Here is a 13099-nt window from a genome sequence, read left to right as displayed (position 1 = left end):
GTCAGTCGATCGAGCGGCCCTCCCGGAGCCGTTCGCGGGCGCGCGTCACCAGCGCATCGTAATCGCCATCGTCCCTGCGTCGCTCGCGCGTGGCCCACAGCAGGCACAACAGGCCCGCCAGGCTCGCGGCCAGCCAGATCCAGTCGCGGCGGTACCACGGGATCGGACGCAGGAAGCGCAGCACCACCGACTCCGACCAGCCGCCATCGAGGTAGCGCGCCTGCGCCTCGAACCGCAGCTCGCCCCAGGGCACATCGGGCAACAGCAGGCTGCGCCCCGAGCCTGCCTCCACCCACTCTGCCCCATCGCCGACGCGGTAGCGCACACGAGTGCGCTCGGGATCGGCCAGGCCGATGACACCGACCACGATTTCCAGATTCGCGGCGTCCACACCCAGCGCCGGCAGGTCGAACGGATCAAGCGCGCGGCCGGCGAGCGTCACGCGGTCGATATAAGGCGTCGGCGGGTGGCGAGCGGCCGACTCGAAGCGGGACGGTTCGACCAGCGCGAATCCGCGGATCATCGCGAACAGATGCCTGCCGTCGGCACCGGTCCGGCAGGCCGAGACCGTACCGCCGTTGAACTCCACCGGATCGAGTCCGTCGGCGGTGCCGATGGTGGTCAGGCGGGGACCGGAAGCGTCGACAGGGTGCGCCCGCAGCACCGACAGGCCGCGGTTTCCTGCCAGCCACAACCGACCGTCGGGGTCGGACAGGATGCACGAGACGGTTTCGTCGAACAGGCCGTCGGCCGTGGTGTAGCGTCGTAGCTCGCCATCGCGGACATGGACCAGACCGCCGCCGTAGGTGCCAATCCACAGCCCGTCGTCGTCCTCGTGGAGCGCGCGCGCGAACGCCGGCACACCGTCCTCCACGGTCCACTGCTCCACCACGGTGTCGCCCACCAGGCGGAACGCACCGCGATCGCCGACGAACCAGACGCCACCGGCGCGAGCGTCGACCATCCTGACGATGCTCATGCCGGAGAACGCGGCGACCGGCTGAGCGCCGCGCACTACACCGTCGGCATCCACCTGCAGCCGGTAGACGTCGCGCAGCGTCGCCGCCCACCAGTCGCCGTCGTGCGAACGCCAGATGCCCAGCATCGCCTCGCCCGGCCAATGCCAAACGCGTTCCAGGCGTCCGTCGCGGAACCGCCCGAGACCCGCGTTCGAGGTGCCAATCCACAGGGCGTCGGTCGTGGGGTCGCGGAACAGGCTGGAGATGCAGGCATCGTCGAGCACGCCCTCGACCACCACCCGGCGCGCTCCACCATCCGCGCGTCGATGCCACAGCCCCGCGCAGCCGAAACCCAGCCACAGGCCGCCATGGCCGTCGTCCTCCACCACCCGGCCCGGGGCGCGCCCGCCGAGGCCGGGGGCGTGCAGCATCGCCACGCGCGCAGGCCGCATCCGCCACAGGCCCTGGCCGGTGGTGCCGATCCAGGTATTGCCCGCATCGTCGAGATGCAGGATCCGCGCATGCAGCAATTCGGCGCCTTGCACCGGCACCTCGCGCCCATCGGCCGCGAGCAGACGTAGCCCCGACGCCTCGTCGGAGACGTGCACGCGGCCGTCGTTCGACGGCACCAGTTGGGCCTCAGGCGGCAGGTCGCGCCGGATCAGGGTCCACGCGCCGGTCGAGGGTCGAAAGCGGTACAGCGCGCGGTCGCTGAGCAGGAGCCACAGCAGATCCGGCGTCGATGCCATTCGGTTAACGGCCGCGCGTCCGTCGGGCAACGGCACACGGACACTGTCGGTCGTCGTCAGCCGCCACAATCCATTCCTGCCACCGGCATAGAGCACGCCGTCACCCATCGGCGCGGCCCAGTCGAACGCGTTGTAGACATCCACCTGGACGCTGGCCTGCAGCGTCACGGCATCAATCCGGAATACGCCCTGGGTGCTCAGCGCCCACACCGCGCCGTCGCCATCGGGATACAGGGCATTGACCTGGCAGCGTGCCCCGCACACCGGCAACTGGCGGAAGCGGCCATGCTCGAGCAGGCTGATCCCCGCATCTTGCGTCCCGATCCAGAGCCGGCCGTAGGCATCCTCGTGCAGCGCGAGGACACGGTTGCTCGGCAGCCCGTCATCGCCTGGCGCATCACGATCGTGCGCATCGGCGCCGTAGAGACGGAACTCGCGGCCGTCGAAACGCACCAGCCCGCCGAAGGTGCCCAACCACAGGAACCCGTCGCGGGTCTGCAGCATCGCGTTCACGCTGGCCTGCGGCAGCCCCTCCTCGTCCCCGTAGTGGCGCAGGGTGTTGCGGTACTGGGGATCGAGCCGGCCATCGCCGGGTGCGGCGGCCATGGTGGGTCCGGCCAGTGCGCAGGCCGTGAGCAGCCATGCGCATCGGCGCAGCGCGCCGCGGAGACGGCACGCGAGACCGCGCCCGCCGGATCGGCGCGCGGCGGACAGCGGCGAACGCGTCGCGTGAACGGGCGCGGCAGGCAAGCGTGAGTTCCCCCGAAAGAAACCGCAGGCGCATCCGACCGCCCGTTCGGCGCGCAGAGGGTACCGCATGGCGCACCTGCGCATTCGAAACGCATGGCTCACAATCGATTGCCTAGCATCCGGACGGCCGCCTGGCGCGGTGGGAGAGACGCTCGACGAAGGCGTGCTGTTCGACTTCGAAAAGTCCGACATCCGGCCCGACGCGGCGCACACGCTCGATGTCTTTGCCCAGGCGCTGCGCGGCGTCGCCAGCGCCGAACTGGACATCCGCGGCCACACCGACAGCAAGAGCACGCCGACCTACAACCAGCCACTATCCGAACGCCGCGCCCGTGCCGTGCTCGAAGCGTTGCAGGCCCGTGGCGTTGCCCACCGGGCCAGCGCGCACGGCCTCGGCGAATCGCAGCCCGTTGCGCCCAACAGCATCGATGGTCGCGACAATCCCGCCAGCCGTCAGCGCAATCGCCGGGTCGAGTGTTCGTCCGCGCCTGACCTGCCCGCTTCTTCCGTCCACACAAGGAGTCGCGCATGAAGCAGATGTCCCTGGCCACGCTGCTCGCCCTCGCGGTATCGGCGCCGGTGGCATCGGCCGCAGCAGACGACTTCAGCCTCGGCTACGACGTCGACCGCTATCCGGCAACACAGTTGAGTATCAAGGCCTGCCTGGCGGCACTCGCCCGCGGCGCCGCCGCAGTCGGCTACACCACCCGCACACAGAGCGACCAAAGCACGCTCGCCACGCACGTGTCGGGCCCGGCAGACGGCGGCCGCGCACTGGTCTCGTACTGCATCAGCGCCGGCGACCACACCGCCTTTGTGGTGCAAGCGCTGGATTACAGCGGGCCGGACAGCCGCGGCCCCGACGCCATCAAAGCCCGCGTCGCCGCCGAAGTGCGCAAGGCCGCCGGCGCGCGCTGACTGCGCACTGCATCGGCACGTGGGCGCCCTGCCACCGCCGCACGACACCGGGGCGACGGCCACCTGAGTCCCTTACCAGGCACTGCGCGGCCGACATCAATCCAAGGCGCCGGACCATCGGTCGAGAGAACTCGTGCGACCGATGCTTCCGTCCGCGCACATGCGTGTGATCTGCGTCGTCGCGACACCCATGTGTCCGAGCAGTTTCTGCGCCGTGCGAGTGTCGTGGCCGGCCTCCAGCAGATGCGTGGCGAACGAACGGCGCAGCGTGTGGCAGGTGGCTGCTATCTCGGACAGACTTTGGGATGGATACGCTAAGGCCTCAGAATTTGTTCAAGTCGATGCCGCGCTTCGCGGAGCGGCTCGATGCATATGACGGGCGTCACGCGCAACGTTGCAACACGTCATGCCGTTTTTTCGAGTGCAGCGCTCGCAACCTTTGGGACGAAACAGGCCCGCCCGATACCGTCATATACGTCCTGCGCTCATCCCGCGCGTGGCCGCTCATCCTCGCGCACGCGGAACCACGCCGCATACAGCGCCGGCAGGAAGGTCAGCGTCAGCAGCGTGGCCACGGTGAGCCCGCCCATGATCGCGACCGCCATCGGGCCGAAGAACACGCTGCGCGAGAGCGGGATCATCGCGAGGATCGCGGCAAGCGCAGTCAGTACGATGGGCCGGAAGCGGCGCACGGTCGCGTCGATCACCGCGTCCCAGCGCGCGTGGCCGGCGGCGATGTCCTGTTCGATCTGATCGACCAGGATGATCGAGTTGCGCATGATCATGCCCGCCAGCGCGATGGTGCCAAGCATCGCCACGAAGCCGAACGGCACCCGGAAGACCAGCAGGAACAGGGTGACGCCGATCAGCCCCAGCGGCGCGGTCAGTAGCACGAGCGCGCTGCGCGAGAAGCTGCGCAGCTGCAGCATCAGCAGCGTCACGACCACGAACAGGAACAGCGGCAGGCCGGCCTTGATCGAATCCTGGCCCTTGCCCGAGTCTTCGACCGTGCCGCCCGTTTCCAGGCGGTACCCCGGCGGCAAGTTGCTGCGGATCTCTTCGAGCGTGGGCAGGATCTGGGCAACGACAGTGGGCGGCGTGACGTCGCCGCGCACATCGGCGCGCACGGTGATCGTCGGCAATCGATCCCGGTGCCAGATGATGCCGTCCTCGAACGTGGACTCCAGCCGCGCGACCTGCGACAGCGGCACCGGGCCGTTGGCGCTGGGCATGGCCAGGCTGGCCAGTTGCTCGAGTGCGACGCGCTCGTCGGCGGGCCCGCGCATCACGATGCCGATCAGCTCGTTGTCTTCGCGGTAGGTGCTGATCTGCTGACCCGACAGCGAACTCGACAGGAACTGGGCGATCTGCTGCGAACTCACGCCCAGCACGCGTGCACGCTCCTGATCGACGACCAGGCGCACGATCCGGCTGGGCTCGTCCCAGTCGAGATTGACGTTCATCGTGTGCGGGTGCTCGCGCACCTTGGTCGCGATGGCGTCCGCGATCGCACGCACGCGCTCGACGTGTTCGCCGGACACGCGCAACTGCACTGGATAGCCGACCGGCGGCCCGGTCTCGAGACGGGTGACGCGCAGCTGCAGCTCGGGGAGGGTCGGTGCGACTTCGTCGATCAGCCAGCTGCGCAGGCGCTCGCGCGCTTCGACATCGGTCGCGGTGACGACGAACTGCGCGAAGTTGGCCTGCGGCAGCTGCTGATCCAACGGCAGATAGAACCGCGGCGAGCCGGTCCCGACATAGGCCACACGGCTATCGACACCCTCGCGCCCGTCGAGCAGCGCGTCGATTCGGGCGGCCGCGGCCTCGGTGGCGCGCAGCGAGCTGCCTTCGGCGAGCTCGACATCAACCATCAGTTCCAGCCGGGTCGAGTCGGGGAAGAACTGCTGCGGCACGAAACGGAACAGCAGCAACGAGGCGACGAACAGCGCCACCGTCGCACCGATGACCAGCCAGCGATGCGTCAGCGACCAGTGCAGCCAGCTGCGGAACCGCCGGTAGAACGGGCGCTGGTAGGGATCATGGTCATGCGCCTGCGGCTCGGCCGGCGCCAGTGCGAAAGCGAATGCAGGCCAACGGTCGGCGGCGCGGCTGCGTGCGTCGCGCCACCGCGCCGGCAACGAGCCGGGCCGCGGCGGCTGCGGGTTGGCGAGGTCGGGCAGCATCTTCTCGCCGAGCAGCGGGATGAACAGTACCGCCGCGATCCACGACACCACCAGCGCGATCGTCACCACCTCGAACAGCGAGCGGGTGTACTCGCCGGTGCTCGACGCCGCAGTCGCGATCGGCAGAAAGCCGGCCGCGGTCACCAGCGTGCCGGTCAACATCGGGAACGCGGTGTGCGTCCACGCGTAGCTGGCGGCCTTGAGCCGGCTGTCGCCCTGTTCCATGCGGATGGCCATCATCTCCACGGCGATGATCGCGTCGTCCACCATCAAGCCCAGCGCCAGCACCAGCGCGCCGAGCGAGATCTTGTGCAGGCCGATGCCGAACAGGTCCATCGCGGTGAACGTCATCGCCAGCACCAGCGGGATCGACACCGCGACCACCAGCCCGGTGCGCAGGCCCAGCGACAGGAAGCTCACCAGCAGCACGATGATCACCGCCTCGGCCAGCACCTTGACGAACTCGCCGACCGAATCGCGTACCGCGCGCGGTTGGTCGGACACCTTGCGCAGCACCATGCCGGCCGGCAGCGTCTCCTGCAGCCGGGCGAACTCGGCCTCCAGCGCCTTGCCGAGCCGGAGGATGTCGCCGCCGTCGTGCATCGCCACCGCGATGCCGATCGCGTCCTCGCCCATGAAGCGCATCCGCGGCGCGGCCGGATCGGCGAAGCCGCGCTCGACGGTCGCGATGTCGCCCAGGCGCACCGTGCGGTCGCCGGCGCGGATCGGGAAGGCGCGGATCGCATCGACCGACTCGAATGCGCCGTCCACGCGGAGTTGCACGCGCGCATCGGCGGTCTCGAAGAAGCCCGCCGGCACCATCGCGTTCTGCTCAGACAGCGCCTGTTGCACCGCCGCCATCGGAATACCGAGCGTCGCCAGCCGGGTGTTGTCGACCTCGATCCAGATCTTCTCGTCCTGGAGCCCGACCAGCTCGACCTTGCCGACATCGCCGACCTGCTGCAGCGCACGCTGGATGCGGTCGGCGTAGTCCTTCTTGATGGCGTAGTCGAAGCCGTCGCCGGTCAACGCATAGATGTTGCCGAACGTGTCGCCGAACTCATCATTGAAGAACGGGCCCACGATGTCCTGCGGCAACTGTGGCCTGAGGTCGCCGACCTTCTTGCGCACCTGGTACCACAACGCCGGGATCTCGCTCGAGCGCATCGAGTCGCGCGCAAAGAAGATCACCTGCGACTCGCCGGGCCGCGAGTACGAGCGCAGGAACTCGTAGTCGCCGGTCTCCATGAGCTTGCGCTCGATGCGCTCGGTCACCTGCCGCGACACCTGCTCGGCGGTCGCCCCCGGCCACTGGGTCTGGATCACCATCGCCTTGAACGTGAACGGCGGGTCCTCCGATTGCCCCAGCCGACCGTAGGACCAGATGCCCGCGATCGCGACGACGAGCATCGCGTAGAGCACGAGGGTGCGATTGCCCAGCGCCCATTCCGACAGGTTGAAGCGGCTCATGGCTGCGCGCCCTGTTTACCTATGCCCGACATTGACGCGCCTGCGCGCGATGGAATGCACCCTAAGTAATCCATGCGCACGTGCGTCATGACAGGACGGCCACCGCCCCCACCCCTCCTCCCCCGCACGCGGGGGAGGGGAGCGTGTGCCGCGCGGATCCGGCTTACGATGGCATCCCCACTCATCGGGCCGCCGCCGGCTTCGGCGCGTCGGGGAGCTGGGGCCGGTTGTCGCGGCCGACCGGCGTGACCGCCTGGCCTTCGCGCAGCAGGTGACCGCCGGCGGCGACCACCAGCGCATCGGGCGCCAGCCCCGAGAGGATCGGCACGGTCTGCGCACCGAAGGCCCCGGCTTCCACCTGCACCGAGCGCAGCGTGCGGGTCTGCGGATCGACCACCCAGACCGCCTTGCCGCCGTCGGCACCGGGCTGGATCGCGGTCAGCGGCACGCGCAGCGTGTCGCCGTCGTCGAGCTTGAAATGCACACGCGCGCTCTGGCCCAGCTCCAGGCCATCGCGGGCACTGTCGTCGACCGCGACTCGGGCCGCGTAGGTCCGCGCCTGCGCATCGGCAGCCGGCGCGATCTCGCGCAGCGTACCGGGCAGGCGCACGCCGGGCCGGTTCCACAGTTCGATCCAGGCGCGCTGCCCCACCGAGAACGCGGCGATGCGCGACTCGGGCAACGCGATCGCCACTTCCCGGCCCTCGTCGCCGGCGAAGGTGAAGATGGTCTGGCCAGCGGCCACGACCTGCCCGACCTCGGCCTGCCGGCTGGCGACGACGCCGTCGCGCGGTGCCAGCAGCTGGGTGTAGCCGGCCTGGTTGCCGGCGACCTCGGCTTGGGCGCGCGCCGAACGCAGCTGCGCCTGCGCCGCCCGGTAGGCCGCGTCCTGCGCATCCATCGTCGAGCGGCTGACCAGTTGCTGGTCCACGAGCTGGGCATAGCGCGCACGGTCGGTCCGCGCCCGGGCGTACTCGGCCTCGGCGGCGGCCAATTGCGCCTGCGCCGACTGCGCCTGCAGTTGCAGGTCGCCCGGGTCGATTTCGGCCAACACCTGCCCGCGTGTCACCTGCGCACCGGCATCCACCAGACGCCGCACCAGCCGGCCCCCGACCTGGAACGACAGCGGGCTCTCCTCCCGCGCGCGGATCTCGCCGGCAAAAGCGAGCGCATCGCCCTCCGTGGCGTCGGACGGGGTGACGACCAGCACCGGACGCGCAGCCTCGGGCGGCGCGGGCTCGCGTCCGCAGGCGCCCAGCAGCAAGGCGGCGAGGAGCACGGTCGCGCGACGAAGCACGGCGGTGGACTTGACGCAGGACATGGAGGCTCCGGCTGAACGCGGGCGAGAGAGCCGTATCGTATATTTTCAGAACTGATTGGTATAGTATTAGCGCATGAGCATGCGCGCCTCTTCCGTCCCCGCCTCCCAGCCCGACGCCCGGGGCCCGGCCGGCCCTGGCCGACCGAAGGACCTGGCCAAACGCGCCGCCATTCTCGAAGCGGCCGAGCGCATGTTCCTGCAGCAAGGCTATGAAGGCGTGAGCATGGACCAGATCGCCGCCGAGGCAGGCGTCTCCAAGCTCACCGTCTACAGCCATTTCGGCGACAAGGACACCCTGTTCACCGAGGCCGCGGCCGCGTACTGCGAGCAGCAGATGCCCGCCTCGGTCTTCGAGCCCGCGCCCGGCACGCCGCTGCGCCAGCGGCTGCTGGAGGTCGCCGAGGCCTTCTTCGCGATGATCAGCGCGCCCGAGGCGGTGGCCGGCCATCGGCTGCTGTGCACGCCGCAGATGGTCGAAAAGCGCCTGGCCCAACGGTTCTGGCAAAGCGGTCCCGACCGCGTGCAGTCGGCATTCGCCTCACTGCTGCGCCGGCGCATCGAAACCGGCGATCTGGAGATCGAGGAGGCCCTGGTGCCCACCGCGGCCGCGCAGTTCTTCGTGCTGGTCAAGGGCGACCTGCACCAGCGCATGGTGTTCGACTGCGAGGACGTCAGCGATTGCGCGCGCCTACGTCGGGCCCATCTCGAGGCCTCGGTCGACATGTTCCTGCGCGCCTACGGCCGCGCTCGCCGCGGCCGCTGACTGTGTCTCCCCCTGGGGCCGGCGTGCCGACAGGGCCGGTGACTTCCGGCACTGCGTCCCCGCCGAGCGCCCCGCGATGATCACCCTGCCCGCGACCGCTAGAATTGCGCGCTGGCGAACAAGGAAACCGCAACGATGACGATCGACTACGCCAAGGCCCGTGCGGCGATGGTGGAACAACAGGTCCGGCCCTGGGACGTGCTCGATGCACGCGTGCTCGAGACGATTTCGCGCGTGCCGCGCGAGGCGTTCGTCGCCGATGCGCGCCGGGCCCTGGCCTATGCCGACCTGGAACTGCCGATCGGCCACGGTGAGACCATGCTCAAGCCTGTCGTCGAGGGCCGCACGCTGCAGGCGCTCAAGCTCGAACAGGGCGATGAGGTGCTGCAGATCGGCACCGGCAGCGGTTACCTGGCCGCGTGCCTGGGCTACTTGGCCCGCGACGTCGTCAGCCTCGAGCGCCACGCCGACCTCGCCGACGCCGCGCGCGGCCGGCTGCAGGCGCAGGGCATCGCCAATGTCGAAGTCGTCCACGCCGACGTCTTCGCCTGGAACACCGAGCGCCGCTTCGATGCGATCTGCGTCGGCGGCGCCGTCGACACCGTGCCCGCCCGCTTCGTGCAGTGGCTGCGCCCCGGCGGCCGCATGTTCATCGTCCGCGGCCAGGCGCCCGCGATGGAAGCGGTGCTGGTCTGGCGCGAGGGCGAGGACGTCAACGCGCCGCGCATCGAGTCGTTGTTCGAGACCGGGCTCGCCTATCTCGCCGGGGCTGCCCCGGTGCCGCACTTCTCCCTCTGATCGACCGAAGGACTCCCCGATGTTCCGCCGCCCCCTGTTCCTGTCGCTCGCGCTCGCGCTGACATCCGGCCCGCTGTTCGCCGCCGATCTCGTCCAGACCTACGAACTGGCCCGCACCAACGACCCGACGCTGTCGATCGCAGAGTCGCAGCGGCTGTCGACCCGCGAAGGCGCGGTGCAGGCGCGCGCGGGTCTGCTGCCGCAGATCAACGGCAGCGCGTCGCTGAGCGACAGCCGCGTCGCGGGATTGTCGGGCAAGGCGCGCACGCGCAGCTACGGTGTCAGCGCCGGCCAAGTGCTGTTCGACTGGAGTCGGATCGCCTCGCTGCGCTCGCAGCGCGCGCTGAGCACTGCGGCGGACTTCCAGCTCGACGCCGACAACGATTCGCTGATCACCCGCACCGCCTCGGCCTACTTCGACGTGCTGATCGCAACCGAGACGCTGGCTGCTGCCGAAGCGGCCGAGCAGGCCTTCAAGCGCCAGTTCGACTTCGCCGACAAGCGCCTGGAAGTCGGCCTGGCGCCGATCACCGACGTGCACGAAGCGCGCGCCCAATACGACGGCGCCCGTGCGAACACGATCCTGCGCCGCAACGCGCTGCAGGACGCCTACCAGGCGCTGGCCGAGATCACCGGTCAGCCGGTCACCGACCTGCGCGGCCTGCCCGACGACTTCACCCCGCAGTTGCCCGAGGGCCGCGACGCCGAGGCCTGGGTCGCCACCGCGCTGGAGCAGAACCCGCAGCTCAAGGCGCTGCAGTACCAGGTCACCGCCAACGAGCATGGCGTCGCCGCGGCGAAAGCCGGGCACCTGCCGACGCTCGATCTCAGCGCCAGCTACGGTAACAGCGACAGCTGGGGCCGGGATAACCCCGGCGCGCTCGCACAGCGCGGCGAGACCAACAGCATCGGCGTGTCACTGACCGTGCCGATCTTCAGTGGTGGCGCGACCCAGTCGCGCGTGCGCCAATCGATCGCCCAGCGCGACATCGCGGCCGACCAGTACGAGGCCCAGCGCCGTGCGATCGAGCGCAATACCCGCAGCGCCTACCAGAACCTCGTCGCCGGCATCACCGAAGTCGAGGCGCGCCGGCTGGCGCTGGTCTCGGCCAACGCCGCCTACGAGGCCTCGCAGGTCGGCCTGGAAGTCGGCACGCGCACCGTCATCGACGTGCTGATCAACCAGCAGAACCTGTTCTCGGCGCGCCAGCAGTATGCATTCGCCAAGTACAACTTCCTGCAGAGCCGGCTGCTGCTCGAGCAGGCCGCGGGCACGCTGGACATCGGCAACCTGCAGGAAGTCAACCGTCAGCTGACGGTCGACGTCAACGGCGTGCAAGCCTCGACTGGCACCGGCGACGGCCAGCGTACGAACTGATTGGTGTATTGCCGCGTCGTCTCAACCCGTGCCCCGCGTCACAGATGCGGGGCCACGCCGCGGCTATGGTCTCGGTTCCTTCACTGATAGGAACATGAGATGAAGCAGATGCTCGTATGCAGCGGGCTCGCGGTCGGTCTGCTGCTGGCCAACGGGGCGCTCGCCGCGCAGATCACCGTTCGCTCCTCGCCCACCCAGACCATCAACCAGAACCAGTTGTTGGAAGCCGAGTGCCTGCCGGGCGAGCAGGTGGTCAGCGGGGGCTACCAGTTCACGGACGCCCAATTCAACGTGCCGATCTTCACTTCGATGATGCCGGTCCAAACGGCATCGGGAAACCAGGGTTGGCGGATCCAGCTGTCCCAGCACCCAGCGCGGGTCGAGAATCTGACCGTCTACGCCGTCTGCATGGCCAACTGATTCACTGGCGCTCCTGCACGTGCGGTGCGGATCGACCGATCCGCGCCGTTGTCGTGTCAGGTGCCGGCAGATCGTCTGCGATCAGCGCCAGCGTCCGCGCGAGCGCACCGCGGCCGTTGGCGACCAGGGCGCGACCTGCCTCGCCCATCACAGTTCGCGCATCGGCATCGGCCAGCAGCGTGGCCAGATGGTCGTGGACCGCGTCGGCGTCCTCGCCGATGCGCAGCGCGCCAGCGCGGCCGAGCTGACGGGCGATGTCGACGAAGTTCTGCAGGTGCGGGCCGGTCACCACGGGCACGCCGACCGCGGCCGGCTCGAGCAGGTTGTGGCCACCGATGTCCTGCAGGCTGCCGCCGACGAACGCGACATCGGCGCACGCGAAGAACGCGCCGAGCTCGCCCAGCGTATCGAGCACGAACACGTCGTCGCTCGCATCCGGCCAGCGCGTGAACGCACGCGTGGCCACGCGCCATCCGGCTTCGACCGCCAGCTGCGCGACGCCGCGGAAACGCTCGGGATGGCGCGGTGCCCAGATCAGCAGCAGGTCCGGCCAGCGCGCGCGCAGGCGCTGGTGGATCGCAACCACCGCCGCCTCCTCGTCGGGATGCGTGCTCGCGGCGATCCACGCCTTCCGCCCGCCGATGCTCGCGCGGAATGTCGCTGCTAGCGCCGCGACCGCGCCCTCGTCGATCGTGATGTCGTACTTGAGGTTGCCCACGTCGACGACCTGCTCGCGCGCCGCGCCGAGCTTGACGAAGCGGCGGGCATCGTCGGCCGACTGCGTCGCGACCCGGCGCACCGTCCGCAGTGCGCGCCCCACCAGCGGCCGCAACACGCGATAGCCGCGCAACGAGCGCGCCGACAGCCGCGCGTTGACGATGACCGTCGGCACGCCGGCATCGCGGCAGCAGAACAGCAGGTTGGGCCAGATCTCGGTTTCCACGATCAGGCCGATACCGGGCTGGAACCGGGCGAGGAACCGCCGCACCGCGCCCGACAGGTCGTAGGGCAGGTACACGTGCTCGACCCGCTCACCCCACAGCGCGCGTACCCGCTCCGAGCCGGTCGGGGTGATCGTCGTCACCAGCAACCGGCACCCGGGATCGCGCTCGAGCAGGGCATTGATCAGCGGCGCTGCGGCATTGACCTCGCCAACCGAGACCGCGTGCACCCAGACCGGCGTCGGCGACGGTGCGCCACTGTAGACCCCATAGCGCTCATTCCAGCGCTGCAGGTAGGCCGGCTGGCGAAAGCCCCGCCAGATCAGGTGGTAGACCGTCACCGGCACGAGCACGACCAGCAGCGCCGAATAGAGGCCGCGCAACAGTCGTTCGGTAAGGTCGGCGCGCATCGCGACAGGATAGCGGATGGGCGTGGTGCGGGATTCGGT

At 69.6% G+C, this 13099-nt stretch carries 9 protein-coding genes and 2 pseudogenes; 6 read left to right on the top strand and 5 right to left on the bottom strand.

Features of this window, described 5'->3' with window-relative positions; translation table 11 throughout:
• Position 1 precedes the first annotated feature (1 nt).
• A complete protein-coding gene (locus tag ABE487_RS05710; RefSeq protein ID WP_346447126.1) occupies positions 2-2314 on the bottom strand; it encodes a two-component regulator propeller domain-containing protein in 2313 nt (770 codons plus the stop codon).
• Between the two features lie 271 nt (positions 2315-2585).
• Here ABE487_RS05710 and ABE487_RS05705 point away from each other — a divergent pair.
• Both ABE487_RS05705 and ABE487_RS05700 read left to right on the top strand, forming a co-directional pair.
• A pseudogene (locus tag ABE487_RS05705) lies at positions 2586-2990 on the top strand (OmpA family protein); the annotation flags it as partial.
• Positions 2987-3376 carry a DUF6180 family protein gene (locus tag ABE487_RS05700; RefSeq protein ID WP_346451739.1) on the top strand — a complete coding sequence of 130 codons (390 nt, stop codon included), beginning with the start codon at positions 2987-2989 and terminating at the stop codon, positions 3374-3376. The pseudogene ABE487_RS05705 and the gene ABE487_RS05700, both read left to right, overlap by 4 nt.
• A 96-nt stretch (positions 3377-3472) precedes the next feature.
• Here the strand turns inward: ABE487_RS05700 and ABE487_RS05695 are convergent.
• The 3 genes and pseudogenes from ABE487_RS05695 to ABE487_RS05685 all read right to left on the bottom strand — a co-directional run.
• A pseudogene (locus ABE487_RS05695) lies at positions 3473-3658 on the bottom strand (tyrosine-type recombinase/integrase); the annotation flags it as partial.
• 203 nt (positions 3659-3861) lie between these two features.
• The gene (locus tag ABE487_RS05690; RefSeq protein WP_346451738.1) at positions 3862-7029 is read right to left on the bottom strand and encodes an efflux RND transporter permease subunit; all 3168 of its coding nucleotides are present in this window, start codon (positions 7027-7029) and stop codon (positions 3862-3864) included.
• A 181-nt stretch (positions 7030-7210) separates the two neighbouring features.
• Positions 7211-8350, bottom strand: coding sequence for an efflux RND transporter periplasmic adaptor subunit (locus ABE487_RS05685; RefSeq protein WP_346451736.1), 1140 nt, complete (start codon positions 8348-8350; stop codon positions 7211-7213).
• A 79-nt stretch (positions 8351-8429) separates the two neighbouring features.
• Here ABE487_RS05685 and ABE487_RS05680 point away from each other — a divergent pair, with 79 nt between their 5' ends.
• The 4 genes from ABE487_RS05680 (at position 8430) to ABE487_RS05665 (ending at position 11709) form a co-directional block, all read left to right on the top strand.
• Positions 8430-9113 carry a TetR/AcrR family transcriptional regulator gene (locus ABE487_RS05680; protein ID WP_346442650.1) on the top strand — a complete coding sequence of 228 codons (684 nt, stop codon included), beginning with the start codon at positions 8430-8432 and terminating at the stop codon, positions 9111-9113.
• A gap of 135 nt (positions 9114-9248) precedes the next feature.
• Entirely contained in the window at positions 9249-9911 is a 663-nt protein-coding gene (locus ABE487_RS05675; protein WP_346442648.1) for a protein-L-isoaspartate O-methyltransferase, read from the top strand.
• 19 nt (positions 9912-9930) lie between these two features.
• On the top strand, positions 9931-11289 hold the full coding sequence (locus ABE487_RS05670) for a TolC family outer membrane protein (protein ID WP_346442646.1): 1359 nt from the start codon (positions 9931-9933) through the stop codon (positions 11287-11289).
• A 99-nt stretch (positions 11290-11388) separates the two neighbouring features.
• Positions 11389-11709, top strand: a complete 321-nt coding sequence (locus ABE487_RS05665; RefSeq protein WP_346442644.1) for a hypothetical protein — start codon at positions 11389-11391, stop codon at positions 11707-11709.
• Between the two features lies 1 nt (position 11710).
• On the opposite strand, the gene waaA is transcribed toward ABE487_RS05665, so the two are convergent.
• Positions 11711-13060 (bottom strand): lipid IV(A) 3-deoxy-D-manno-octulosonic acid transferase, encoded by a 1350-nt coding sequence (gene waaA, locus ABE487_RS05660; protein ID WP_346442642.1) that lies wholly within the window; start codon positions 13058-13060, stop codon positions 11711-11713.
• Between the last annotated feature and the right edge of the window lie 39 nt (positions 13061-13099).

The sequence above is a fragment of the Luteimonas sp. TWI596 genome, assembly GCF_039674105.1.
Lineage (GTDB): Bacteria > Pseudomonadota > Gammaproteobacteria > Xanthomonadales > Xanthomonadaceae > Luteimonas.
This window is presented reverse-complemented; position numbering and strand designations above follow the sequence as displayed.